This window comes from Pseudomonas poae (assembly GCA_028869255.1).
Lineage (GTDB): Bacteria > Pseudomonadota > Gammaproteobacteria > Pseudomonadales > Pseudomonadaceae > Aquipseudomonas > Aquipseudomonas poae_C.
Window position 1 is genome coordinate 2,833,619 of the sequence record CP110972.1, and the last position, 25,393, is coordinate 2,859,011.

Here is a 25,393-nt window from a genome sequence, read left to right on the forward strand (position 1 = left end):
TATCCTACGCAGCAACCACAATAAAGCGACGGCAGCATGACCCGAGCAGCGCGAATCACCGACCCTTCCTACGAGCTGATGGACGATCACAACGGTCTGTCCATCATCTATCGCCAACACGGCTTCCCCTGCCCACTGGTGCGCTGGCATTTCCACAAGGAATACGAGCTGCACCTGATCGTCGCAAGCTCCGGCAAGGTGTTTATCGGCGACTACATCGGTAACTTCTACCCCGAAAGCCTGTTCCTCACCGGGCCGAACCTGCCTCATAACTGGATCAGCCAGGTCGAGGAAGAGGAAGTGGTGCCCAAGCGCGACATGCTGGTGAATTTCACCGATGAGCTGTTCGAAAGCGGCAGCCATATTTTCGCCGAACTCAAGAGCCTGGCGCCGTTGCTGGAACGGGCGCAGTACGGCATCGAATTCCGTTGCAAAAAGACCATCGCCCAGGCCATGACCCTGATGCAACGCATCGAGGACGCCCAGGGCATGGCGCGCCTCGGGCACTTTTTTATCCTGCTGGAAGTGCTCAGCGCGTGTGAGGACTACCAGTTGCTGTCCGGCGTAAACACACCGCAACTGGCCGACGAACACAGCGTCGACCGTACCAACCGTGCGGTGGATTACATCTTCGCCCACTACGCACGGGAGCTGCCCCTGGAGGAAGTGGCCGAACACCTGGGGATGAAGCCGACGTATTTCTCCCGCGTGTTCAAGCAGGCCACCGGGCGCACGTTTATCGAGTTCGTCAATCGATTGCGCATCAGCAAATCCTGCGAGTTGCTGGCCGATGGCGATAAAGCGGTGACGGATGTGTGCTTTGAATCGGGGTTCAACAATATCTCCAACTTCAACCGGCGCTTCCAGCAACTCAAGGGCATGACGCCCTCCCACTACCGGCGCCTGGCGGTGCAGCGGCTCACAGAACAAAAGCCGGCCTAAGGTTTACACGCAATATGCGGCAATGAATCAAGCCAACCGTCACGTCCTACATCGGAACCTGCCTCCTCCTTCAGCCACTCAACGAGCACATCCGCCCTCCTTCCTACGATGGAGAGGCTGTTTTAAAGGCGCAGGCATAAGGAAGATCCGATGATTACCGTTCATCCAGCCCAGACACTCTCCTACCTCACCCGAGCCGAACCGAGCTTGCCCGTGACACCTTTGGACTCGGTGACATCCCACGTCATCGCGCTTTTTCAAAGTCGGTTGACTGACGCTCAAGCTGGCCCTGCACCCACACACTTGAAGGGCCCCGGGGCGCAAACCCAACAGCGGATCGAACACTTGCTCAGGTTTGCGATAGCACCAGAACAACCCAGTCTGGCCGAGCAAATCAGCAAGTTGATTGAAAATACCCCCTCGCCACTGACTGACCAATCGCTGAGCAATAAAGTAGCGGCACTGCTTAATCAACCTAGCGCGCTCGATTCGCAAAAAACCTATAAAGAGCTCATCCGGCAACTACTCGAAGACTCACCCACCAGTGCACCGAACATTCGAGCGGTGCGGCCTCGCGTGCCGCGACATGCCCTTGATGCCCATTCGGCAACCGCCCCACATACGTCACCCGTAAGGCAGTTCGCCGATGCGTTGGTCGACCGTGGTGACCGACAGTTGGCCATGAATATCGCCAATAGCTTGGTCCGCCAGCGCCTCGCTTTCGAGAGCGGCGATGATGCAGATGTCGATGGAAAGGCTGCCATCCCGCCTGACTCTACCTTCGGTCAGGCCTTGGGCGAACTGGGTGACGCGTTGAATTCGGAGCCTTTCAAATCGTTTGCCGAAACTCACCTGATCGATATTTCCAATGCAGCCTTCACTACCTCTGGTGATCTGTACGATTTCAAGGATGGCAAGATCAAGCAATACTCCCTCGCGCGGGACAGCGAATGGGCCGCCGCTTCCGCTGCGGTCCTGGCCGCATTAAAAAAAGTGTGTAAGGGGCACTTTGTCGGGATACATGGCTACGATCGAAACTACGCACCGGCTGCTCAGGTCGCCTGGTTCTACGGTATGGAACAGGGCAACATCCGAGGTTCAGAGACGTTATCCAACATCAACCAATTGATGCGCAACGGGACATTCAACGCGCTCAGCAACACTGACCCGCTCTACGCGAAACACTACGCCCCCATCAAACAACGCCAACGGGACGCCAGCCAACGAATCGCGGATTTACCGCTGCCGCAGCTGAAGCAGCGCCTGGCAGAATTTGCGCCTCCAAGCGTTTCACAAAATGTTCAAGAGGCTGACCGGGCCATCGCAGAACAATGCAATCGGGGGCTGCTGAAGCTGCTGCTCAACCCCCAAGACAGTGACTATGAATCGCCGGTCATGCTCAAGGAGATTCCAGAGTATTCGACGTTCAACCAGGCGCGTAAAAACCTCCTGACTGCATTGACCGGCAGTGTTTTCACAACGTTTGCGCAAGATAATCAGATTGACCCCACCAGCATCAGCATCCACCCCATAACCGGTGAGCTGAACGGCAAGAAAAAAGGTATCGAGACCACCATTAGCTTGAACGATATTTCAGGCTGGAGTGATGTCTGGGAAGAAGTAAGGGATGCCGTCCAACAAATGGCAGCGGGATCGGACACCCCTGTTCAATACCCGACCCCGTCCTCCGCCAAACTGAATGACATCCTGAATTTCTATCACGAACCGGTTCCGCGCCAACTAGACGCCAGCCAGACCAACTGGCAGCGACTTAACCTCGTGTCGGTGCTGGAGCGCAGTGACGCCCTGGCCAACAACCACGGTTTTAATGCGCTGATCAACAGCGACGCCGACGATACCCGCTCCACCGCCGTGCGCGAAAGCCAACAGACCATTATCCGGCAACTCGCCGGAACGTCCGTGCCGCTCTCGCCCCTTGAAACCCTGGCCGCCGCTGTCGCCCCCCGTGTGGATACGCAGGTGGAGCCAGAAGATGCCTCGGCCAGCGCCGAGAGCGCACTGGCGGTCGCCGTGCACCGTGTGATGCTTGAACTGAACACCAACCCGACCGGTGCTACGTCAAAAATGATCGAGCCGATACCGGCCAACAGCCTGTTCGGCCAGTGGTGGGCCCAACTGGGCAACGCCCTCAAAGGGCGCGGCCTTGCCGAGTGGGCGCGGCAAGAGTCTGTCGAGCTGGCGTCGCTGCGTTTCGATCCCGTGGAAAAAGCGCTGTTCGGCAAGGTCAATGGGTTTGATCAACGGTTTCCCCTCTTTGCTTTCGCAAACACCTACCCCGAGTACCTCGATGCCCTCACCGCGGTGACGAACGCAGCCCAGGCACTGGCTGCCAACGGCAAGCCGCTCACGCTGTCCCTCAGCCTGGACAACCGGGCGCCGTACGAATATGTATCCAGCTTTTATGGGATTGATAACAGCAACTTCGCCAGCCCTGCATTTGCCGCCAGCACCGCCCTGATCGGGCGTACTCAGAACTTCCCCGAGCACGTGCAAAACCCGGCGAAAAGCCTGGAGCAGTTGCACCGGCAAAAGACCGCGCTGGGTGATAGCAATGATCGTCATGCGCTCATTAACCAGCTCAAACACGCAAGTATCGAAAATGACGACACCACTCGCTTCGTTGTCGATCCAAATTCTTCTTACCAGCCCAAAGGCGTCACCACGGTCAAAAGCTTCCTGGCGGGCCAGGGTTTGTATGGCGTCAGCCAGCCGGCCGAGACCGAAAACCTGTTAAAGGCACTGCAGACCCCCATGCCGCAGAGCCCGCCGCTGGGCAATAGCTGGGGTTTTCTCTCAACCCCCGCCCCCTCAGCCAGGAACAGCGCGACCAGGTCAACCAGCTTGTTGCCGCGCACACAGCATCCAGCGGCAGCCTGCTGGATCATCTGAGCGCGGCGGTGCAGAACCTCAGCACTCATCCTGTGACTCGCTTGGAACAGCTGCTTTCCAGCCCCAGGGCACAGGCACTGGGCATGGAGCTACAAACGCAGCTTAAGGGGTTCCCTACGCCCATCAGCGTCAAGCAGTGGCTCTTTACGGCCCTGGTGCTCAACCTGGACCCGCAGGCCGGCAATCAGCGCAACGCACTGGCGGGCTTTGATTTTATGGACAGGGAGAACGTCGGAAAAACGGCGCAGGCAATCTCCGAGTCGTTCACGCAGCACCTGGTGCAACGCCATAAAGTGTCATCCGCCAATGCCGGGATCGCCGCCCACTTGCTGTTGGCCGGCAAGGCGCCACAGTTTTTGCTGAAGGGTCTGCCGGACACGCTCGTATATGGCACCCCCGAATGGGTCAGCCTGCACACAGCAGTGAACCGTATTGAGCAGCTTGCCCCAGGTGCGGCAGCCGGTATGACCTACGGGCAAGTCATGGCCCTGCACCAGATAAAACCGCTGTCCAAAGCCGAAGAAAAACAATTGCTCAGGGCTCAGATGAACCCGCTGATCGACTGGGGCGTGATTAACCATGTCATCCCCAAAAATGCCGGCGACGCGTACAGCCTGGAGCAACTGCAGTTGTGTAACACCCGCTTGGCTGAGCAAACCACACAGGTGGCACAGGCCAGGGCGTATTTAAGCGACGTGCCGGTTCCGACTCGAAGATCCCTTGCCCTTGAGAACCTGAAGGAAAAGTTCGGCGAACAGTTGCCGTACGAGCAGCGAAATCTATGGCGCCAGGACGGTGAAGGCCTCGGGTATCTGGCATCGTCCGTAGAGGCTTATGAAGCCGGGCAACTGGGTGACGCTTACAAACCACAAAACCTCATAGAGAGATTTCAGGCGAGCTCGTCGGCCTGGGAGGCAAAGGACGCCCGAATCCCTATCGACGCGATGTACAAGAAGGCCGCGAGCCTGCCCGACGTTAACGCGCAGTACGAGGCCGCCATCGAAAAGGACTTTGCAGGGCGCCGCACCCACTCGATCGTGCAAATCAAAGACCTGTTGTCACGCATTCCGGAGCTGGCCAGCAACCACCTCACTTACGGCCGCCTGGAGTACTACAGCGTCCGCGAACCGGACACGAGCGTATGGCAACACCTGCAAGCAAAAACCGGTAAAAAGGGCAGCCACGGCATTATTATTCGCTCAACCGACAGCAGCGGTAACGTCAGCGACTATGGCGTATTCCCGGATGCCCGGACCGTCAGGAAGCTCGAAGGATTACCCGTGCCCATGCCCATCGGGGGCACGAACCACAGCTTCGGCAAGATCTACGATGGCCGCCCGGAAGGTGCTCATTCGTTACCTCTGGACTTCAACGCATTCAGCTCCTCCGCGTCGCCACAGGCCGGCGTCACCAGCGAGGTGATCGTTGAGCGCATAACACCGCAGACGCTGATCAATGGGGAACTGGTCAACGAAAGCACCGTCACCTTCGGTGCCAACCGCGAAACACAGGCACCCGGCTACTTCAATGAGGCGTTTGAGCAAATCGCCACAACCCTCGTGGATTCGCACTTCCTGCGCAAAGACGAATTCAAGGCCATCAACCGAGGCCACAACCCGCTGGAAACGCAACCGTCGACGTCCCTTGATCGGCTCAACTTTCTGGCGCGGATGATCCCAGGCGTCACCAGCATTGAAGATATCTACCAAGGCAACTATGTCGAGGCCGGCCGGGACCTGTTCTTCGACGCGCTGGGCATTCTCTTGCCGGTGGGCGTGGGCAAGTTGTGGTCAGTGGCGGCAGACGCCTTTGAGGGGGCGGCGGTGAAGACCACCGAAGGTTTGGCGGTCGCCGCCAAGGACATGAGCGCGGACGCCGTAGCCGGCGAAAATCGCGTGCTGTCCAGGCTTCAAAACGGCGATCGGCTGCCGGGTAGCGCCGAACTTCAAACCCGCTCCGATATCGCCAATGGCAGATTCAACCTTGCCGGTGACATCAAGGAGCCGGTCAAGGCCACTGCCGTGTTCAATGACGGCAAATGGTATGCCTACGACACCAAGACAATGGCGCCCTACGGGCCAGCCCTGGAGGACTTCGTCTCGGACACATCTTCGTCCGTAGAACAAGAAACCTTTTCCGACGGCGCCAAAGCGCTGGTCACCGAAAAGCCTTTGGCCGCAGACGCGTATACCGTCACGCGCACCCATGGCTTCGACTTGATCAATGAGGGCAAGGTTTACCGCTACGACACGCGCGAACCGGGCTTGCTGCGTGATCTGGAGTCGGCCGATCATTATAAGCCGCTGGAAGGCTTCGAAGCCTTCTGCCCGGCCCCCGGTATCGGCGAACGCGTCAAGCGCGGCGCCAACGACACGTGCTTTACCAAGGTCGTCGAGGAAGTGTCCGGCGAGTTGCGCCAGGAGCTTCAGGCGCTTGAGCACGTGCGCCTGTTTCCCTCAACGCCTAAGTTGCTGCGCAAGGACCAGTTTGTGATTTTCGAGCGCCGCCGCTGGAAAATGGTCGACGGCGAAATGGGGCCCCAACTGCATCCGGTGCCTGAGAGCAAGCCCATCGCCTACAAACCTAAGATCACCGGCACGCTCAAAAATGAACCCGAGTTCGGTTTTTTCAACGCACAAAGCAGTGAAGCGCTGGAGCGCGAAACCCGCGTGGTAAAGCTCAACCGCATCAGTGATGCCGTCGACGACAAACGGGAAGTGCGTGGCGTGATCGTTAACGGCACGGTAGGCGGCAGTACCGCCAAATACCTGGTGATCGAGGCGGATACCGCCGAGTTTTACTACGCACGATTGGATGGTGCGCCCGGCAGCGAGCTGACGTTCCACAAATGCACGCCCGATGAGCTATCGATGGTCACGGCTTACCGGAATAAATTCAGCATTCGTCAAGGTGTGGCCAACGTACCATTTGATGCCGATTTCATTGCACTGCCGAAATTGAATACTGCGTTTGAAGACCTGGAGCGTTCGGGCTACCTGAAAGCGGATATAGATGAGTTAAAAGCCTCTTGTAAAGACCTGACCAAGGAACAGCAACGCGAGGTTGTCTATCGACTGCAGCGGGCCAAAGCCATCGACAAAGCGGATATCGCCTTGAGGCCGAACCAGGTTTCCGAATTGGCCAAACCCGCCGAGTTCGCCACCTGGACGACAGAGCAGCAAAACAAATTCTATGCAGAACAGGCAAAAGACAGCGTCAACCGCTCCATGAAGGCCACCGGCCTGGGGCCCGGTAACCAAATCCGCTCAAAAGCGGATTTGGCCCGCGCTGAGGCCGCGGGTATGGCGATTGGCTGGTTGCGCAGGACCGTACCGCATGGGGCGTTAAATCGCTCAGACCTGATTTTGAAGTCCGGGGCCGGAAACTGCGGCGAAATGGCTTTGCTGTCCAAGGACATCATCAAAAAAAGCGGCGGCCGTGCTTACGAGTGGGCCGCCGGGGACGCGCACGCGTTCACCGTCGTCGGCGGGCCGCCAGTGCTGCCACCCGGTACACCGGACTTTTCAGAAGCAGCCTGGGCGGATGCCTGGATTGTGGCCCCTGGGCGAACATTGCGTGCCCGGCCCGCGAATATACGCAGCAACTTAAAAAGGTCATGGCCCAATGGGAACGCGACAACCTGAAAATCATGGAAGGCGGCCGACCGATCAGCCCGCTGGAGAAGAACTGGATGACTGCACTTATCGTGCAACCCAAGACGCCACTGGCTCATGGCTATATCGGCGCATAGCCCGGTGAGGCAGGACCTTGGCGCTATGTTCGGATGAATCGTTTCATCCGAACTGAGCATCAGTGCAAAAAAGTATCAGTCCAAGTGCGCCCAAGGATTTGTCATAACCCCATTTGAAGGCTGTAATCAACGCACACTCTTCCTGGCCGTACGCCAGGAAGACACAACAACAATAACTGTCCTTCTGTAGCCCCCTGGGCGCGGAAATGGAGTGCGCGATGAAGTTCACAGCAAAAACTCTGCTTGCCTCGACTTGCATGACAGCATGCATGACCCTCAGCGCCGTCAGTCTTGGCGCGCAAACCCTGACCATTGCCACCGTCAACAACAGCGACATGATCCGCATGCAAAAGCTCTCGAAAACCTTCGAGACCGAGCATCCGGACATCAAGCTGAACTGGGTGGTGCTCGAAGAAAACGTGCTGCGCCAGCGCCTCACCACTGACATCGCGACACAGGGCGGGCAGTTCGATGTGTTGACCATTGGTATGTACGAAGCTGCACTCTGGGGTGCGAAGGGCTGGCTGGAGCCGATGAAGGACCTACCGGCATCCTACGACCTCGACGATGTATTCCCTTCGGTGCGTGACGGTTTGTCCGTCAAGGGCTCGCTGTACGCCCTGCCGTTCTACGCCGAAAGCTCGATTACCTATTACCGCACCGATCTGTTCAAGGACGCCGGGCTGACCATGCCCGAGCACCCGACCTGGAGCCAGATCGGCGAATTCGCGGCCAAACTCACCGACAAGAGCAAAGAGCAATACGGCCTGTGCCTGCGCGGTAAAGCCGGTTGGGGCGAGAACATGGCGCTGATCACCACCCTGGCCAACGGCTACGGGGCGCGCTGGTTCGATGAGAAGTGGCAGCCTGAATTCACCGGCCCCGAGTGGAAGGATGCGCTGAACTTCTACGTCGACACTATGAAGAAATCCGGCCCGCCGGGTGCTTCCAGCAACGGTTTCAACGAAAACCTCGCGCTGTTCAACAGCGGCAAGTGCGCAATCTGGGTCGACGCCAGCGTGGCCGGCTCGTTTGTCACCGACAAGACCCAAAGCAAGGTCGCCGACCACGTAGGCTTTACCTTCGCCCCGCACGAAAAAACCGATAAGGGCACCTCGTGGCTGTACTCCTGGAGCCTGGCGATCCCCACCAGCTCCAAAGCCAAGGACGCCGCCAAAGTGTTCACCAGCTGGGCCACTTCCAAGGAATATGGCGCATTGGTCGCCAAGACCGACGGCGTTGCCAACGTACCGCCAGGTACGCGCAAGTCGACCTACAGCGACGAGTACATGAAGGCCGCACCGTTCGCCAAGGTCACCCTGGAATCACTGAAAGTCGCCGACCCGACCAAGCCGACCCTCAAGCCGGTGCCGTATATCGGTATCCAGTTGGTGACCATTCCTGAGTTCCAGGCGATTGGCACCCAGGTCGGCAAATTCTTCTCGGGCGCGCTGACCGGTCAGCAAACGGTCGATGCCGCATTGACCGCCGCACAGACCACCACCGAGCGTGAAATGAAGCGGGCCGGCTACCCCAAATAAGGCCGGTACACCCCCGTAAATGTGGGAGCAGGGCTTTTGTGGGAGCTGGCTTGCCTGCGATGCAGACAACTCGGTCTGTCAGTTACACCCAGGTGATGCCATCGCAGGCAAGCCAGCTCCCACATTTGATCGCGCTCCGACTCTGGTTCTGCATGTAATCGACTGGCTTTGATCACCATGAATACAACGCCCAAAAACCGTCTGGCCAACCCCGGCTGGTTCCTCGTCAGCCCCTCGGTGGCCTTGTTGCTGCTGTGGATGATCGTGCCGCTGGGCATGACCCTGTACTTTTCGCTGATCCGCTACAACCTGCTCTACCCCGGTGAAAACCAATTCGTGGGGCTGGAGAACTTCACCTACTTCATCACCGACTCGGGCTTCCTGCCCGGCGCCACCAACACCCTGTTGCTGGTAGGCAGCGTGCTGCTGATCAGCGTGGTGTTCGGCGTGTTGATCAGTGCGTTGCTGGAGGCCAGTGAGTTCTTCGGCCGCGGCCTGGTGCGGGTGCTGTTGATTTCGCCGTTCTTCATCATGCCCACCGTCGGTGCGCTGATCTGGAAGAACCTGATTTTCCACCCGGTGTCGGGGATCCTTGCCGCCGTGTGGAAGTTCTTCGGCGCAGAACCCGTGGACTGGCTCGCGCACTACCCGTTGTTGTCGATCATCATCATTGTCTCGTGGCAGTGGCTGCCCTTCGCCATCCTGCTGCTGATGACCGCCATGCAGTCCCTCGACCAGGAACAAAAGGAAGCCGCACGCCTGGACGGCGCGGGCGCCATCGCGATTTTCTGGCACCTGACCCTGCCCCACCTGGCCCGCCCGATTGCCGTGGTGGTGATGATCGAAACGATCTTTCTGCTCTCGGTGTTCGCCGAAATCTTCACCACCACCAACGGTGGCCCCGGCTACGCCTCGACCAACCTCGCCTACCTGATCTACAACCAGGCGCTGGTGCAGTTCGACGTGGGCATGGCGTCGGCCGGCGGCTTGATTGCCGTGGTCATCGCCAATATCGCGGCGATCATCCTGGTGCGGATGATCGGCAAAAACCTGACTGACAAGCCTTGAGGGCCGCGCCATGACGCTTCAACAATCCCGTCGCCTGCAAAGCCTGTTGCTCGGCACGTTGGCCTGGGCCATCGCGATCCTGATTTTCTTCCCGATCTTCTGGATGGTGCTGACCAGCTTCAAGACCGAAATCGACGCGTTCGCCACCCCGCCGCAGTTCATCTTCACGCCGACGCTGGAGAACTACCTGCACATCAACGAGCGCAGCAATTACTTCAGCTACGCCTGGAACTCGGTGCTGATCTCGTTCAGCGCCACCGCGCTGTGCCTGCTGATCTCGGTGCCGGCCGCTTACTCCATGGCGTTCTACGAAACCAAACGCACCAAGGGCACCCTGCTGTGGATGCTGTCCACCAAGATGCTGCCACCGGTGGGCGTGCTGATGCCGATCTACCTGCTGGCCAAGAGCTTTGGCCTGCTGGACACACGCATTGCGCTGATCATCATCTACACCCTGATCAACCTGCCGATTGTGGTGTGGATGGTTTACACCTACTTCAAGGACATCCCCAAAGACATCCTCGAAGCGGCGCGCCTGGACGGCGCGACCCTGTGGCAGGAAATGGTCCGGGTGCTGCTGCCGATCGCCAAGGGTGGCCTGGCCTCCACGGTGTTGCTGTCGCTGATCCTGTGCTGGAACGAGGCGTTCTGGTCGCTGAACCTGACCTCGTCGAATGCCGCGCCGCTGACCGCGCTGATCGCCTCCTACTCCAGCCCCGAAGGCTTGTTCTGGGCCAAATTGTCCGCCGTGTCGACCCTGGCCTGCGCGCCGATCCTGATTTTTGGCTGGATCAGCCAGAAACAGCTGGTGCGCGGTTTGTCCTTCGGCGCCGTGAAATAACCGGCTTCTTATAAAAAATTGCATGTGGAGGCCCATCATGGCCAACCTGAAAATCAAGAATCTGCAAAAAGGCTTCGAAGGCTTTTCCATCATCAAAGGCATCGACCTGGAAGTGAACGACAAGGAGTTCGTGGTCTTCGTCGGCCCGTCGGGCTGCGGTAAATCCACCCTGCTGCGCTTGATTGCCGGCCTGGAAGAAGTCACCGAAGGCACCATCGAACTGGATGGCCGCGACATCACCGAAGTCACCCCGGCCAAGCGCGACCTGGCGATGGTGTTCCAGACCTACGCCCTGTACCCGCACATGAGCGTGCGCAAGAACATGTCGTTTGCCCTGGACCTGGCAGGCGTCGACAAGAAGCTGGTGGAGAGCAAGGTTAACGAAGCGGCGCGCATCCTCGAGCTGGGCCCGCTGCTGGAGCGTAAACCCAAGCAACTGTCCGGTGGCCAGCGCCAGCGCGTGGCCATCGGCCGGGCCATTGTGCGCAACCCGAAGATCTTCCTGTTCGACGAACCGCTGTCCAACCTCGACGCCGCCCTGCGCGTGCAGATGCGCCTGGAACTGGCGCGCCTGCATAAAGAGCTGCAAGCGACCATGATCTACGTGACCCACGACCAGGTCGAAGCGATGACGCTGGCCGACAAGGTGGTGGTGTTGAACAGCGGGCGTATCGAGCAGGTCGGCTCGCCGCTGGAGCTGTACCACCAGCCGGCCAACCTGTTTGTGGCGGGCTTTCTCGGCACGCCGAAGATGGGCTTTCTCAAAGGCAAAGTCACCCGCGTCGAAGGCCAGGGCTGCGAAGTACAACTGGACGCCGGCACCACCATCAGCCTGCCTCTGAGCGGCGCCAGCTTGAGCGTGGGCAGCGCGGTGACCCTGGGGATTCGCCCGGAGCACCTGGAAATTGCTTCACCCGGCCAAACCACCCTGACCGTCACCGCCGACGTCGGCGAACGCCTGGGCAGCGACACCTTTTGCCACGTCATCACCGCCACCGGCGAGCCGCTGACCATGCGGATTCGTGGCGACATGGCCAGCCAATACGGCGAAACGCTGCAGCTGCACCTGAACCCGGAGCACTGCCACCTGTTCGACACCGACGGCGTGGCCGTGGCCCGCCCACTGCGCGCTGCCGCCTGATTTCGTGAGATTTGTGATGAAACTGAATAAACAGAACCTCAGCCAACTGGCGCCGCAAGTCAAAACCCCGGCCTATGCCATTGCCAGCACCACGCAGGGCATCGCCCATATCGGCGTCGGCGGTTTCCATCGCGCCCATCAGGCGTATTACACCGACGCCTTGATGAATACCGGTGAAGGGCTGGACTGGAGCATCTGCGGCGTAGGCCTGCGCGCCGAGGACCGCAAGGCGCGTGATGACCTGGCCGGCCAGGACTACTTGTTTACCCTGTATGAACTGGGTGACACCGACGATACCGAGGTGCGCGTGATCGGCGCGATCAGCGACATGCTGCTGGCCGAAGACAGCGCCCAGGCGCTGATCGACAAGCTGGCCAGCCCCGAGATTCGCATCGTCTCGCTGACCATCACCGAAGGCGGCTATTGCATCGACGACAGCAACGGCGAGTTCATGGCCCACCTGCCGCAGATCCAGCACGACCTGGCGCACCCGAACGCGCCAAAAACCGTGTTCGGCTTTATCTGCGCCGCGCTGACCAAACGCCGCGCCGCCGGCACACCCGCCTTCACCGTCATGTCCTGCGACAACCTGCCGCACAACGGCGGCGTGACGCGCAAGGCGCTGCTGGCCTTCGCCGCCCTGCACAATGGCGAGCTGCACGACTGGATCAAGGCCAATGTGAGCTTCCCGAATGCCATGGTCGACCGCATCACGCCGATGACCAGCACCGCCCACCGCCTGCAACTGCACGACGAACATGCCATCGACGATGCCTGGCCGGTGGTGTGCGAGCCGTTTGTGCAATGGGTGCTGGAAGACAAGTTCGTCAACGGTCGCCCGGCCTGGGAAAAGGTCGGCGTGCAGTTCACCGACGACGTGACGCCCTATGAAGAAATGAAAATCGGCCTGCTCAACGGCAGCCACCTGGCCTTGACCTACCTGGGGTTTCTCAAGGGATACCGGTTTGTGCACGAAACCATGAACGACCCGGTGTTTGTCGCCTACATGCGCGCCTACATGGACCTGGACGTCACGCCCAACCTGGCGCCGGTGCCGGGTATCGACCTGACGGCGTACAAGCAGACCCTGGTCGACCGCTTTTCCAACCAGGCGATTGCCGACCAGCTGGAGCGGGTGTGTTCGGATGGTTCGTCGAAGTTTCCCAAGTTCACCGTACCGACCATCAATCGCCTGATTGCCGATGGCCGCGAGACCGAGCGTGCGGCGCTGGTCGTGGCAGCCTGGGCGTTGTATTTGAAGGGTGTGGATGAGCATGGCGTGGCGTACAAAATTCCCGACCCTCGAGCGGAGTTCTGCCAAGGACTGGTGAGCGACGATGCGCTGATCAGTAAACGGTTGCTGGGGGTCGAGGAGATTTTCGGCACGGCTATTCCCAACTCGCCTGAGTTTGTGGCAGCGTTTGAGCGGTGCTATGCAAGCCTGCGCGATAACGGCGTAACAGACACACTGCAGCAGCTCCTGAAGAAACCGGCTTAACCCTGTGGGAGCTGGCTTGCTTGCGATGGCGATCTACCGGTCGGCTCAGGGCTGGCTGAACCACCGCCATCGCAGGCAAGCCAGCTCCCACATTTGAGCGTATTTTCAATCCAACAATACTGCTGAGCAAACCATCATGACCCAGCAAAACCTCTACTTAGGCATCGACTGCGGCACCCAAGGCACCAAGGCCATCGTCCTCGACGCCTCCAGCGGCAAGGTGCTGGGCCTGGGCGCCGCCGCCCACACTCTGATCAGCGGCGCCAATGGTCGTCGCGAACAGCACACCCAGGAATGGCTGGACGCCTTTACCGAAGCCACCCACCGCGCCTTGCAACAGGCCGGTGTGGACGGCCAGGACATCCTTGGCATCGGCGTTTCGGGCCAGCAGCACGGCCTGGTATTGCTCGATGACCAGGGCCAGGTGCTGCGCCCGGCCAAGCTGTGGTGCGACACCGAAACCGCCCCCGAAAACGACCGTCTGCTGGCGTATCTGGGGGGGTGAGAACGGCTCACTGGAGCGCCTCGGCGTGGCCATCGCGCCGGGCTACACCGTGTCCAAGCTGCTGTGGACCCGCGAACAGCACCCGGACATCTTCGCGCGTATCGCGCATGTCCTGCTGCCCCACGACTATCTCAACTATTGGCTGACCGGACGCGCCGTCGCCGAGTATGGCGATGCGTCCGGCACCGGCTACTTCAACGTGCGCAGCCGTGAGTGGGATGTGGCACTGCTCAAGCACATCGATCCGAGCGGTCGCCTGGAACAGGCCTTACCGCAATTGATCGAGGCGGATCAGGCGGTCGGCACCCTCCTGCCGGCCATCGCCGAACGCCTGGGCATCAACCCCAACGCCATCGTCGCCAGTGGCGGCGGCGACAATATGATGGGCGCCATCGGCACCGGCAATATCGCCCCGGGCGTGATCACCATGAGCCTGGGCTCATCGGGCACGGTGTATGCCTTTGCCGATCAACCGAACGTCAGCCCGCAAGCGTCCGTCGCGACGTTCTGCTCCTCCAGCGGCGGCTGGCTGCCGTTGATTTGCACCATGAACCTGACCAACGCCACCGGGGTGATCCGTGAGCTGTTCGAGCTGGACCTGAACGCCTTCAACGCCTTGGTCGCCGAGGCACCGATTGGTGCCGACGGCGTGAGCATGCTGCCCTTTCTCAACGGCGAGCGCGTACCCGCCCTGCCCCACGCCACCGGCAGCCTGCACGGCCTGACCATGACCAACCTGACCCGCGCCAACCTGTGCCGCGCCGTGGTCGAAGGCACCACGTTCGGCCTGCGCTATGGCCTGGACCTGCTGCGCCAGACCGGCCTGCAAAGCCATAGTATCCGCTTGATCGGCGGCGGCTCGAAAAGCCCGATATGGCGGCAGATGGTTGCCGATATCATGAACACCGAAGTGGTCTGCACTGAACAAAGCGAAGCCGCCGCCCTGGGCGCGGCGATCCAGGCGGCATGGAGCCGGTCCGGTGAACCCCTGGCCAGCCTGTGCGACAAATGTGTGAGCATCGACCCAGCCAGCCGTACCTTGCCGGTAGCAGCGCATGTCGCGGCCTATCAGCAGGCTTACGAGCGCTATCAACAACAAGTGGCAACCCTTTAAGAGCGAACGACTATGTATCTGGTGTGTGGCGAAGCGCTGTTTGATTTTTTCAGCGAGGAAGAGGCCGGCGGGCAGGCTTCGAAGGTCAATTACAAGGCGATTGCCGGGGGCTCACCGTTCAACGTCGCAGTCGGCTTGCGCCGCCTGGGTATCGAAGCCGGGCTGTTCGGCGGGTTGTCCACCGACTTCCTGGGCCGGCGCCTGTTGCAGGTGCTCAAGGATGAAGGCGTGGACGAGCGGTTCCTGGTGGAATTCGCTGCGCCGACCACCCTGTCGATGGTCGCCGTGGGCGCCAATGGCTCACCGCAGTACAATTTCCGCGGTGAAGGCTGCGCCGACCGGCTGCTGGAAGTCGCGCACCTGCCGGTACTCGGCGATGACGTGCGCGGGTTGCATGTCGGCTCGTTCTCCCTGGTGGTGCAGCCGATTGGCGACACCCTGCTGAGCCTGGTCAAGCGCGAAAGCGGCAAGCGCCTGATCAGCCTCGACCCCAACGTGCGCCTGAACCCGCAGCCGGATATCCAGCTATGGCGCGAGCGTGTCGCCGAACTGGTCAAGCATGCCGACCTGATCAAGGTCAGCGATGAAGACTTGCACCTGCTCTACCCCGACCAGTCGCCGGAAAGCGTGCTGCAAGGCTGGTTGCAGCACCGTTGCCAGCTGGTGTTCCTGACCCGTGGCGGCGATGGCGCCAGCGTGTTCAGTCGCCAGCATGGCAGTTGGTCCCAGCCGGCGCTGAAGGTGGTGATGGCCGATACGGTGGGGGCTGGCGATACCTTCCAGGCGGCGTTGATTGCATGGTTGACCGAGCAGCAGCTGGATTCGGTGGAGGGCTTGCAACAGCTTAGCCGTGCGCAGATTGACACGATGCTCACGTTCGCCATACGGGCGGCCGCCTTGACCTGTGGCAAGACCGGGCCGGATTTGCCGTATCGTCATCAGTTGGACTGACGAATACGTAGGACAGGACGCCTGGGCACGCAAGATGAAGCTTTTGTCAGTAAAGCCCCAGCTTAATTCATGGTTAATCCGCCCGAACGAGAGTTGAATCGACCGCACTCGCACGGCTCCGCCGTTGCTCAGGGCGGCCGCGGCTCAGCACATTGCTGAGCCCGCGAACGACTTGCGGAGAACCACCATGAAACTACGTACCTTAATGCTCGGCGGCGCGCTGGCGCTGGCAGCGGTATCGGGCCTGGCACAGGCTGACGATCAAACCGATGCGGTCAAACCTGTGCCCTACCAGTACGGCATGCCAATGAATATCGCCAAAGTCCTGGCCATGAACGAAACCCCGACCAACGACTGCAAAGTCATCAAGGCGAATATCAAGTTCCTCGACAAGGCCGGCAAAGTGGAAGACGTGAGCTATCGGAAAATGTCCGAAGCCTGCGATTTCCAGAATTGAGCCGGTGAAAGACCCGCGACAAGCCCGCACCTGAAAGCGTAATCTTGCGGGCTTGTCATACGGCAGAAAGGATTCGCCATGCAGTTGAGCTTCCGCCCCCTCGCAACCTTCACCGCCCTGCTGTGCTTCGCCCTCGCCCTGGTTTGGGGGCTTCGTCCGCAGCTGCTTTTATGGCTGTGGAGCGTCGAATATTCCAGTGCCACCGGCCTGGTCTGCCGGCGCAATGCCGCCCTGTTCCTGGGTATCGGCATCATGTTTTATCGCGCCCGCCATGCCCCCCCTCCGAACTGCGCAACGCCATGACCGCCGGGTTCAGCACCGGATGCCTGATATTGGCCTTATTGGGTTTGGGAGAATGGATCAATGGCAACGCAGGGCCCGGGATCCTGCTGGCGGTGGCAACAGAGACCGTACTGGGCCTGGCGTTTATCCAGGCCCACAGGTCTTCGGTGATTCAGCCTCAGGCGTCCCGCTAGTAGACGCCGCGCCCTCCCGCTCGTTGCAGAGCGGGTGTATGGGTGTGCTTGAGGTCTTCGCGCAACCCGGTGATCAGGTTGCAAATAGCTCGACTGCTGTCGAGTTTGTCAGCGTTTATACCTTTGACTTCCAAATCCACCCGGTCACGGTCGCGGTCGTCATAGACCTTGATCGTCAGCGAGGCATCTTCGGCTTTGGTGCATTCGCACCGCTTGGGCAGGAAACTTCCTTCAATGATGCTGCGAAGTTCTAATTCCGAAAGCATGGTCAACCTCTCCTTTCATGAGACTGCCAACAGGTTATTGTGTGTCCGGCAGGCACTCGCCCGCCACGCCTCGCCGACCTTGGCAGACGCTTGTAATCACCAAGCGTACTCGGCAAATTCCGCTGTGGTTGTAACTTTTCCTCATAAGCAGCAAGCCGATTTATATAAATTGAACAGCCCCCTGCAAATTATCGTCGAACCGCTTCGATTAATCGTTTAACCCGGGGCTTGCGGTTAAACGGGACTTTGTGCGGCCACTCTTTCTGCAACATGTCGCAAACTATCGAAGTTGATATTGGCGCCAGAGTTAACAGCAACCAACGTCTGCCCACGCCCACCCTCGCGTTCGACATATTTACGAATACCTGCAACGGCCAATGCACCAGAAGGCTCGGTGATGGAGCGCGTATCGTCGTAGATCAGTTTGATGGCACTGCACAACTCATCGTTGCTGACCGTGATCACTTCATCCACCCAATCGCGGCAGATTTCAAAGCCATAGGCACCGACTTGCGCGACCGCCGTACCATCGGCGAACCCGTCGACACGCGGCAGCACCACCCGCTCACCGGCATGCAGGGCTGCGAGCAGGCAGCTGGACCCTTCGGGCTCAACGCCGATGATGCGCACCTCGGGCCGCAGGTATTTGACATAGGCGGCAATCCCGGCGATCAGGCCACCGCCGCCCACCGGCACAAAGATCACATCCAACGGGCCCTGCTGCTGTTGCAGGATCTCCATAGCGACCGTGCCTTGGCCGGCGATCACATCCGGGTCATCGAACGGCGAAACGAAGGTGCTGCCGCTGGTTTCGGCCAGTTGCAGCGCATGGGCCAGGGCAAAGGGGAAGCTCGCCCCGTGCAGCACTGCTTCGGCACCCCGGGAACGCACGCCCAGCACCTTCAACGCGGGCGTGGTGCTGGGCATGACGATGCGCGCCTTGATCCCCAGCTCCCGCGCCGCCAGCGCCACGCCCTGGGCATGGTTGCCCGCCGAAGCGGTAACCACACCCCGGGCCTTTTGCTCGGCGCTGAGCTGCACCAGCTTGTTGTAGGCGCCGCGGATCTTGAAGGAAAAGGTCGGTTGCAGGTCTTCGCGCTTGAGCAACACGTGATTGCCGAGCATCCCCGACAGCGCCGGTGCGGCTTGCAAGGGGTGCGCACCGCCAAATCATAGACCGGGGCGGCGAGGATCTTTTTCACGTAATGCTCAAGCAGTCCCGTGTCGGCGGTGCAGGTGCTCATGGGTATCTCCTGGCGTTTGGCAAAGGCCCGGGAGACGGAAAAACAAAACCCGCCTCCAGGGCGGGTTTGGGTGCAGCCGTGTGCTATCCCGCCAAATGAGGAATGGCGGTAATAATAATGCTCGGCTGGCTGCGGAAGGCTTGAAAGGTCATGTCGGGAAATTAACCGGCGGTTGGTCGGCAAGTCAATGGCCAAGCGCCAATTAGCCACTGGGGGTTTACGAGCAACATACGAAACATATACGCTTTGTATATCAACCTCACACAGTGAACCCCATGGGCATCGTCAAGATCACCGACCAACTGCACGAACAATTACGCCTGGCCAGCGCCGCCATGGACCGCTCCATCAACGCCCAGGCCGAGTTCTGGATCAAGATCGGCCTGCTCGCCGAATTGAACCCCAGCCTGCCCTACAACGAGCTGATCAACAAACTGTTGCTGGACAAACCCGACCTGATCCGGGGGCGCAGTTAATGATCAAGACCGCCGCCCAACTGGCTGTGATGCGTGAATCCGGGCGCTTGCTGGCCCAGGTGTTCAGCATGCTCGATGGTTTTGTCGCTGCCGGCCGCTCCACCCTGGAGCTGGACAGCGCCGTCGAAGCGTTTATCCGCAACGACTTGAAAGCCCGCCCCGCCAGCCTCGGGCAATACGACTACCCGTTCTCCATCAACACCTCGATCAACGAGGTAGTGTGCCATGGCATGCCCAGCGCCAAGGACGTGTTGAAGGACGGCGACATCATCAACATCGACATCACCCTGGAAAAAGGCGGCTTCATCGCCGACTCCAGCAAGATGTACATGATCGGCGACGTAGCACCCAAAGCCCGCCGCCTGGTGGAAATGACCTTCGAAGCCATGTGGGCCGGCATTCGCCAGGTCAAGCCCGGTGCGCGCCTGGGTGATATCGGCCACGCGATCCAGAGCCACGCGCAGGCCAATGGCTACAGCGTGGTACGTGAATACTGCGGCCATGGCATCGGGCGGCAGATGCATGAGGAGCCGCAGGTGCTGCACTTCGGCCGCCCGGGCACCGGCCTGGAACTGCGCGAAGGCATGGTGTTTACCGTCGAGCCGATGCTCAACCAGGGCAGCGCCAAAGTGCGCAGTCTGAAGGACGGCTGGACCGTGGTCACCAAGGACAACAGCCTGTCGGCGCAGTGGGAACATACCGTGGCGGTGACGGCGGATGGATTTGAGGTGCTGACCCTGCAACCCGCCGCCTCCTGAACGACACAAACCTGTGGGCGCGGGCTTGCCTGCGATGCGTACAACACGGTGCTTGAGGAACACCGCGCTGGCGCGTCACCGGCTTCATCGCGACTCACCAGACCTGGCCCTGGCGCTTCAATTCCAGGCGCCGCACAAACTCTTCCAGCACCAGGCCATACAGGTCGTCCTGCAAATAAGCATCTTCAATGCCCGCGTCGAGGTTGGGGTTGTCGTTGACCTCAATCACCACCACCTTGTCGCCGGATTGCTTGAGGTCGACCCCATAGAGGCCGTCGCCGATCAGGTTGGCGGTCTTCACCGCCAGCTCCACCACCGCCTTGGGCGCCTCATGGACCGCCAGGGTGCGGCATTCGCCGTTGATGTCCTGGCCGATGGCCTTGTGGTTGTAGATTTGCCAATGGCCCTTGGACATAAAGTACTGGCAGGCAAAGATCGGCTTGCGGTTGAGCACGCCGATGCGCCAGTCGTACTCGGTGTAGAAAAACTCCTGGGCCAGCAACAGCACCGAGTGCTCGAACAATTCAGCTGTGGCCTTGAGCAGCGCCTCCTGGCTTTCCACCTTGATCACCCCACGTGAAAAACAACCATCGGGGATCTTCAACACCAGCGGGAAACCCAGGCGCTCGCCGACCCGCTCGAAATCTTGCGGTCGCTCCTTGTACAGAATCTCGGTGGCGGGCATGCCCAGTCGATGGCTGTTCAGCAGGTCGGTGAGGTAGACCTTGTTGGTACAGCGCAGGATCGACGCCGGGTCGTCCATCACCACCAGCCCTTCGCTTTCGGCTTTTTTGGCGAAACGGTAGGTATGGTTATCGACGCTGGTAGTCTCGCGGATCAGCAAGGCGTCGTACTCGGCCAGTCGCGAGTAGTCCTTGCGCTCGATCAACTCCACATCGATGCCCAGCCCCTTGCCCACCCGGATAAAATTTTCCAGGGCACGAGCATTCGACGGCGGCAGTTGCTCCTGGGGATCGTGCAGGATCGCCAGGTCATACCGCGCCAGGCGGCGTGAGCGTGGCTGGCGCCAGATCTTGCGGCTGAAGTTGTCGAGGGCGTGGGCGAACTGGTCTTCCTGGTCGTCACGCAACTTATGTAACACCCCGGACTTGACCCCCTCGACGTGCCAGCCGTTATTCTTTTTAAACTCAACTAACAGAATCGGACAGGGAAACGCTTCAAACAACTGACGGGCCAACTCCTGCAACGGCTCTATATTGGTTCGCCCGAAGTAAAGGGTCAGGGTAAAGCCTTCGGTATTGCTGTAAAGATGATGACTCAAGGCTTTATCGAGGGTTTTATCCACGTCATCCAGTGCCAGGCCATACAGCGACTTTTTAGTCAATTCACTGATGGTGCGCACCGACGGAATCACCTTGTGCCCCCGCGCCTCGGCCAGCAAGGAGCAATAGTAACCGTGCCCCAGGTATTTGTAGCTGCGGCACAGGTTGATCACCTGCACACGCTTGCCGGTCTCGTTTTCACGGGTTTGTTCGAGGTATTCATGGGCGGTGACGATGTCTTCGCTGGGGAAGTAGGAGGCCCAATCTTCCTTGCGCTCGACAATGATCAAAACTTGGCTTCCCACTTTGGGCGGAGCGGAAAAATAACCCTGATTGCTTATTGTCGCCGCGACTGTTTGCTCGGATACTTCACGCCAATGACCTTGTACCGCCGACATAATATTTGATCCGCTTTAGAGAACTCGACCTTTTCTATTAAGCACGATCTTTTAGAGAAGTCCCGTTTCGTTACGTAACTTTTACGGCGGTCATATGGCTCTTTTCTTTCGCGTTGCAGTACCCGACGACGTGCCGGCCTTATGGGCATTGGAACAGCAATGTTTCACCGGCGACCGCCTGTCGCGGCGCAGTTTTCACTGGATGATCCGTCGCGCCCACGGCCAACTCCTGGTGGCGCAAAGCGACAGGCAGTTGCTCGGCTATGGGCTGGTGCTGTTGCGCAATGGCACCTCACTGGCGCGGTTATATTCCCTAGCCATCGCCGAGCACACTCGAGGGCTGGGCGTGGGCAGGCAGTTGCTGGCGCGCATCGAAACGTACGCTGCGGAGCACGCCTGCACCCACTTGCGCCTGGAAGTGCGCACCGACAACCCCGCTGCGCTCACCCTATATGAACGCAACGGCTACCGACGCTTTGCCTGGGTCGATGATTACTACGAAGACCACACCTCGGCGCTGCGGCTGGAAAAAGCCCTCCCAAGGTGAAAGAGCCATTGTGGCGAGCGGGCTTGTTGTGGCGAGCGGGCTTGCCCGCGTTGGAGTGCGCAGCGCTCCCAGGATTTTGGGGCCGCTGCGCAGCCCAACGCGGGCAAGCCCGCTCGCCACACAGGCCCGCGGCTTGCCACAAGAGATGAGCCTCAGGCCACCTGCTTGATACCGGCCTTGGCCTCCAGCTCGCGCACCAACGGCAACACGCGCTTGCCGAAATACTCGACCTCTTCCTGGAAGTGCAGGAAACCCGCGAGCACCAGGTCCACCCCCACCGCCTTGAGCGCGACGATGCGCTCGGCAATCTGTTGCGGGGTGCCGATCAGGTTGGTCTTGAAGCCGTCGTTGTACTGCACCAAGTCTTCAAAGCTGGACTTGGCCCAGTTGCCCTCGCCTTCGGGGGACGCCTTGCCTGCCTGTTTGGCCGCGTCGCCAAACGCATTTACGGCTTCCGGGTCGGCCTTGTCGATGATTTCCGCGAGCACGGCGCGGGCTTCTTCCTCGGTGTCGCGGGCGATGATAAAGGCGTTGACCCCGACCTTGACCGAATGGTTATTCAGCGCCGCTTTGGCACGGATGTCATCGACCTGGGCCTTGATGCCTTCGGGGGTGTTGCCGTTGGTGAAGTACCAGTCCGACACCCGCGCCGCCATGTCTCGCGCCGCCCGCGAGCTGCCGCCCTGGAACACTTCCGGCTGGCCCAGCGGCTTGGGTTTGAGGGTGTAGTTGTTGAAACGGTAGAAATCGCCCTTGAAGGTGAAGTCGTCCTGGGTCCAGATGCCTTTGAGGGCACGGATAAACTCTTCGGACCGGCGATAGCGCTCGTCGTGTTCCAGCCAGTGTTCGCCGATGGCCTGGAACTCACCCTTGAACCAGCCACTGACGATGTTCACCGCGATACGGCCATTCGTGAGCTGGTCGATAGTCGCCAGTTGCTTGGCCGCCAGCGCTGGCTGCCACGGGCCAGGCAGGATCGCGGCAATCACCTTGAGCGTGGTGGTCGCGGCCAGCAGCGCATGGCTGAACGCCACGGATTCATGCTGGTTTTCGGCACCGTAGCCGGCGGTAAAGCGAATCTGCGTCAGGCCATATTCGAAGCCGGCGGCTTCGGCCAGTTGCGCCAGTTTGCGGTTGTAGTCGATGCCCCAGTGGGTGCGTTGCTCGATCTTGCTAACCACCAGCCCGCCGCTGACGTTGGGCACCCAATAGGCAAATTTCACAGCTTGCTGACTCATCGAACGGTACCTCGCACAAAGGAATGTACCTAGGGCTTGAGCAGCAAGCGTGCCAGCCAGGGGCAAACGCCCATCCCATGGGCGCCGCGCTGAAAACCCGTGGCCGGATCGGCGCCAGTGGCCCTGTTGAGGTTTGAAGCGGTTTGTCGGTTTACTGTTGCTGAGGCAACAGCAGGCGCGGTCAATCCCCCGAAAACACTGGGCCCGGCACCCGGCACGGAGTGTGCAATCACTCAAGCTATTGATCACTGCCCGGAGCCTTGCCCCATGACCGAACACCACGTCATCAACCCGCTGTCCACCGGCGTCGACTACCCTACCCTGGCGGCGCGCTTTCGCCCGATTTTCCAGCGCATCGCCGATGGTGCGCTGGAGCGCGAACAAACCCGCGCGCTGCCCCACGAGCCAATCCAGTGGCTCAAAGCAGCCGGTTTCGGCGCCGTACGCGTCCCGGTGGAATATGGCGGTGGCGGTGCTTCGCTGCCGCAACTGTTCGAATTGCTGATCGAACTGGCCGAAGCCGACTCCAACGTGCCGCAGGCCCTGCGCGGGCATTTCGCGTTTGCCGAAGACCGCCTCAACGCCCCGCCGAGCGCCGGTCGCGACCTGTGGTTCAAGCGCTTTGTCGACGGCGATATCGTGGGCTGCGCCTGGACCGAAATCGGCGCGGTGGCCATCGGTGATGTCGTCACCAAGGTCAGCCCGGACGGTGAGCACTGGAAACTCAACGGTGAAAAGTTCTACAGCACCGGTAGCATTTTCGCTGACTGGATCGACGTGTACGCCCAGCGCAGCGACACCGGCGGTGACGTGATCGCCGCCACCCGCGCCCGCCAAGCGGGCGTGGTGCACAGCGATGACTGGGACGGTTTTGGCCAGCGCACCACGGGCAGCGGCACCTCACGTTTTAACGATGCGGTGGTGGAGGCCGAAAACGTGATCGACTTCGCCACCCGTTTCAAATACCAGACCGCTTTTTACCAGTTGGTGCTGCTGGCCAGCCTGGCCGGTATCGGTCGGGCGGCGTTGCGCGATGTGGCTCATCAGGTGCGCAGTCGCAAGCGCATCTACAGCCATGGTAATGCGCCACATGTGAGCCAGGATTCACAGGTTCAACAGGTGGTGGGCGAAGTCGCCGCCTTGGTCTATGCCGCCGAGGCCAGCGCGTTGAAGGCTGCAGTGCCGGCGCAGCGGGCTTATCTGGCGCGGTTTGGCGGGGATGACACCGTGGAGCGTGAGGCCAATGTGGCGGCCGAGATTGAATCGGCTACGGCGCAGGTGGTGGTGTCGGAGTTGATCCAGCGGGCCACCAGCGAACTGTTTAATGCGCTGGGGGCTTCGGATGTGCGCCAGGGTAAATCGCTGGATCGGCATTGGCGTAATGCGCGGACGGTGTCGTCGCATAATCCGGTGATTTACAAGGCGCGGATTGTGGGGGATTGGGTGGTTAACGGGGCTGAGCCGCCGTTTGTTTGGCAGATTGGGAATGGGACTAAGGGGTGAGGTCTGGGTTTTCAGGGGGTGGGGGGTAGATCCGTTATTTAGGTAATGGCTGATATGGGTTCCGCCCTTACGGCGGGTCACTTTTGAAAAGAGCCCAAAAGTAACCAAAAGGCTCTTGCCCCACCACTCGGCACCTCGCCTCCGGCTCGGTGTGCCCGCACGCAGACTTGAATCCGTGGGCCGCCGCGATGGGCCATCCTTGGCCCAGCGCGGCTAACCCGGCGTCCTGCCGGGTTACCCACGGATTCAAGCCTGCGTGCGGCCAGCGTGGTTAATGGGGCGCCTAGGATCAAGATCAAAAGCAGAGCACGGCGGCCTTGTAGCCGACCTGAGTGGTGTGGATCAAGAGCGGGTCAGCGTGCACAGTGGGGGGCTTTTCTGTGGGAGCTGGCTTGTCGGGTCGCCGCATCGCTGCGATACAGGCAACTCGGTCTATCAGTGGCACCCAGTTGATGCCATCGCAGGCAAGCCAGCTCCCACATTTG

At 60.1% G+C, this 25,393-nt stretch carries 17 protein-coding genes and 4 pseudogenes; 17 read left to right on the forward strand and 4 right to left on the reverse strand.

Translation table 11 applies throughout. From position 1 onward, the window contains the following. Positions 1 to 36: 36 nt before the first annotated feature. The 13 genes and pseudogenes from LRS56_12905 to LRS56_12965 all read left to right on the forward strand — a co-directional run bounded on the left by LRS56_12905 (position 37) and on the right by LRS56_12965 (position 17,195). The gene (locus tag LRS56_12905) at positions 37 to 942 is read left to right on the forward strand and encodes an AraC family transcriptional regulator (GenBank protein ID WDU65266.1); all 906 of its coding nucleotides are present in this window, start codon (positions 37 to 39) and stop codon (positions 940 to 942) included. Positions 943 to 1,092: 150 nt separating this feature from the next. Beyond that, positions 1,093 to 3,852, forward strand: coding sequence for a hypothetical protein (locus LRS56_12910; GenBank protein ID WDU65267.1), 2,760 nt, complete (start codon positions 1,093 to 1,095; stop codon positions 3,850 to 3,852). A gap of 83 nt (positions 3,853 to 3,935) precedes the next feature. Next, positions 3,936 to 7,496, forward strand: a complete 3,561-nt coding sequence (locus LRS56_12915; GenBank protein ID WDU65268.1) for a hypothetical protein — start codon at positions 3,936 to 3,938, stop codon at positions 7,494 to 7,496. Next, a complete protein-coding gene (locus LRS56_12920; protein WDU65269.1) occupies positions 7,469 to 7,603 on the forward strand; it encodes a hypothetical protein in 135 nt (44 codons plus the stop codon). Before LRS56_12915 ends, LRS56_12920 begins: the two co-directional genes overlap by 28 nt. A 218-nt stretch (positions 7,604 to 7,821) precedes the next feature. Beyond that, positions 7,822 to 9,144 (forward strand): sugar ABC transporter substrate-binding protein, encoded by a 1,323-nt coding sequence (locus LRS56_12925; GenBank protein WDU65270.1) that lies wholly within the window; start codon positions 7,822 to 7,824, stop codon positions 9,142 to 9,144. A 177-nt stretch (positions 9,145 to 9,321) separates the two neighbouring features. Continuing rightward, on the forward strand, positions 9,322 to 10,212 hold the full coding sequence (locus LRS56_12930) for a sugar ABC transporter permease (GenBank protein ID WDU65271.1): 891 nt from the start codon (positions 9,322 to 9,324) through the stop codon (positions 10,210 to 10,212). 10 nt (positions 10,213 to 10,222) lie between these two features. Beyond that, a complete protein-coding gene (locus LRS56_12935; protein ID WDU65272.1) occupies positions 10,223 to 11,053 on the forward strand; it encodes a carbohydrate ABC transporter permease in 831 nt (276 codons plus the stop codon). Positions 11,054 to 11,090: 37 nt separating this feature from the next. Continuing rightward, positions 11,091 to 12,194 carry a sn-glycerol-3-phosphate ABC transporter ATP-binding protein UgpC gene (ugpC, locus tag LRS56_12940; GenBank protein ID WDU65273.1) on the forward strand — a complete coding sequence of 368 codons (1,104 nt, stop codon included), beginning with the start codon at positions 11,091 to 11,093 and terminating at the stop codon, positions 12,192 to 12,194. Positions 12,195 to 12,210: 16 nt separating this feature from the next. Beyond that, positions 12,211 to 13,692 carry a mannitol dehydrogenase family protein gene (locus tag LRS56_12945; GenBank protein ID WDU65274.1) on the forward strand — a complete coding sequence of 494 codons (1,482 nt, stop codon included), beginning with the start codon at positions 12,211 to 12,213 and terminating at the stop codon, positions 13,690 to 13,692. 136 nt (positions 13,693 to 13,828) lie between these two features. Further along, a pseudogene (gene xylB, locus LRS56_12950) lies at positions 13,829 to 15,311 on the forward strand (xylulokinase). A gap of 12 nt (positions 15,312 to 15,323) precedes the next feature. After that, positions 15,324 to 16,262 carry a carbohydrate kinase gene (locus LRS56_12955; protein WDU65275.1) on the forward strand — a complete coding sequence of 313 codons (939 nt, stop codon included), beginning with the start codon at positions 15,324 to 15,326 and terminating at the stop codon, positions 16,260 to 16,262. 187 nt (positions 16,263 to 16,449) lie between these two features. Continuing rightward, the gene (locus LRS56_12960) at positions 16,450 to 16,719 is read left to right on the forward strand and encodes a DUF2790 domain-containing protein (GenBank protein WDU65276.1); all 270 of its coding nucleotides are present in this window, start codon (positions 16,450 to 16,452) and stop codon (positions 16,717 to 16,719) included. A gap of 78 nt (positions 16,720 to 16,797) precedes the next feature. Beyond that, positions 16,798 to 17,195, forward strand: a pseudogene (locus LRS56_12965) (hypothetical protein). Here LRS56_12965 and LRS56_12970 read toward each other — a convergent pair. Both LRS56_12970 and ilvA read right to left on the reverse strand, forming a co-directional pair. Beyond that, positions 17,192 to 17,461 (reverse strand): DUF1652 domain-containing protein, encoded by a 270-nt coding sequence (locus tag LRS56_12970; protein WDU65277.1) that lies wholly within the window; start codon positions 17,459 to 17,461, stop codon positions 17,192 to 17,194. The pseudogene LRS56_12965 and the gene LRS56_12970 sit on opposite strands and share 4 nt — an antisense overlap. 234 nt (positions 17,462 to 17,695) lie before the next feature. Further along, a pseudogene (ilvA, locus tag LRS56_12975) lies at positions 17,696 to 18,705 on the reverse strand (threonine ammonia-lyase, biosynthetic). A gap of 275 nt (positions 18,706 to 18,980) precedes the next feature. Here ilvA and LRS56_12980 point away from each other — a divergent pair. Both LRS56_12980 and map read left to right on the forward strand, forming a co-directional pair. Next, complete coding sequence (locus LRS56_12980; protein WDU65278.1) at positions 18,981 to 19,181, forward strand: ParD-like family protein; 201 nt, start codon at positions 18,981 to 18,983, stop codon at positions 19,179 to 19,181. Further along, entirely contained in the window at positions 19,181 to 19,939 is a 759-nt protein-coding gene (gene map / locus LRS56_12985) for a type I methionyl aminopeptidase (protein WDU65279.1), read from the forward strand. Before LRS56_12980 ends, map begins: the two co-directional genes overlap by 1 nt. 94 nt (positions 19,940 to 20,033) lie before the next feature. Here map and LRS56_12990 read toward each other — a convergent pair whose 3' ends face one another. Further along, on the reverse strand, positions 20,034 to 21,620 hold the full coding sequence (locus LRS56_12990; GenBank protein WDU65280.1) for a RimK family protein: 1,587 nt from the start codon (positions 21,618 to 21,620) through the stop codon (positions 20,034 to 20,036). Positions 21,621 to 21,714: 94 nt separating this feature from the next. Between LRS56_12990 and LRS56_12995 the strand changes: the two are divergent. Beyond that, a pseudogene (locus tag LRS56_12995) lies at positions 21,715 to 22,152 on the forward strand (GNAT family N-acetyltransferase). Positions 22,153 to 22,319: 167 nt separating this feature from the next. Here the strand turns inward: LRS56_12995 and sfnG are convergent. Continuing rightward, positions 22,320 to 23,405: a dimethyl sulfone monooxygenase SfnG gene (gene sfnG, locus LRS56_13000; GenBank protein ID WDU65281.1), complete on the reverse strand. Its 1,086-nt coding sequence runs from the start codon at positions 23,403 to 23,405 to the stop codon at positions 22,320 to 22,322. Positions 23,406 to 23,672: 267 nt separating this feature from the next. Here sfnG and LRS56_13005 point away from each other — a divergent pair, with 267 nt between their 5' ends. Further along, the gene (locus LRS56_13005) at positions 23,673 to 24,908 is read left to right on the forward strand and encodes an acyl-CoA dehydrogenase family protein (protein WDU65282.1); all 1,236 of its coding nucleotides are present in this window, start codon (positions 23,673 to 23,675) and stop codon (positions 24,906 to 24,908) included. Positions 24,909 to 25,393 lie beyond the last annotated feature (485 nt).

What these genes read in the sequence shown, in the direction of transcription:
- LRS56_12925 (WDU65270.1), top strand. Translation starts at nt 7,822, where the DNA reads ATGAAGTTCACAGCAAAAACTCTGCTTGCCTCGACTTGCATGACAGCA.
- sfnG (WDU65281.1), bottom strand. Translation starts at nt 23,405, where the DNA reads ATGAGTCAGCAAGCTGTGAAATTTGCCTATTGGGTGCCCAACGTCAGC.
- LRS56_12920 (WDU65269.1), top strand. Translation starts at nt 7,469, where the DNA reads ATGGCCCAATGGGAACGCGACAACCTGAAAATCATGGAAGGCGGCCGA.
- LRS56_12930 (WDU65271.1), top strand. Translation starts at nt 9,322, where the DNA reads ATGAATACAACGCCCAAAAACCGTCTGGCCAACCCCGGCTGGTTCCTC.
- LRS56_12955 (WDU65275.1), top strand. Translation starts at nt 15,324, where the DNA reads ATGTATCTGGTGTGTGGCGAAGCGCTGTTTGATTTTTTCAGCGAGGAA.
- LRS56_12980 (WDU65278.1), top strand. Translation starts at nt 18,981, where the DNA reads ATGGGCATCGTCAAGATCACCGACCAACTGCACGAACAATTACGCCTG.
- LRS56_12935 (WDU65272.1), top strand. Translation starts at nt 10,223, where the DNA reads ATGACGCTTCAACAATCCCGTCGCCTGCAAAGCCTGTTGCTCGGCACG.
- LRS56_13005 (WDU65282.1), top strand. Translation starts at nt 23,673, where the DNA reads ATGACCGAACACCACGTCATCAACCCGCTGTCCACCGGCGTCGACTAC.
- LRS56_12970 (WDU65277.1), bottom strand. Translation starts at nt 17,461, where the DNA reads ATGCTTTCGGAATTAGAACTTCGCAGCATCATTGAAGGAAGTTTCCTG.
- map (WDU65279.1), top strand. Translation starts at nt 19,181, where the DNA reads ATGATCAAGACCGCCGCCCAACTGGCTGTGATGCGTGAATCCGGGCGC.
- ugpC (WDU65273.1), top strand. Translation starts at nt 11,091, where the DNA reads ATGGCCAACCTGAAAATCAAGAATCTGCAAAAAGGCTTCGAAGGCTTT.
- LRS56_12910 (WDU65267.1), top strand. Translation starts at nt 1,093, where the DNA reads ATGATTACCGTTCATCCAGCCCAGACACTCTCCTACCTCACCCGAGCC.
- LRS56_12990 (WDU65280.1), bottom strand. Translation starts at nt 21,620, where the DNA reads ATGTCGGCGGTACAAGGTCATTGGCGTGAAGTATCCGAGCAAACAGTC.
- LRS56_12915 (WDU65268.1), top strand. Translation starts at nt 3,936, where the DNA reads ATGGAGCTACAAACGCAGCTTAAGGGGTTCCCTACGCCCATCAGCGTC.
- LRS56_12945 (WDU65274.1), top strand. Translation starts at nt 12,211, where the DNA reads ATGAAACTGAATAAACAGAACCTCAGCCAACTGGCGCCGCAAGTCAAA.
- LRS56_12960 (WDU65276.1), top strand. Translation starts at nt 16,450, where the DNA reads ATGAAACTACGTACCTTAATGCTCGGCGGCGCGCTGGCGCTGGCAGCG.
- LRS56_12905 (WDU65266.1), top strand. Translation starts at nt 37, where the DNA reads ATGACCCGAGCAGCGCGAATCACCGACCCTTCCTACGAGCTGATGGAC.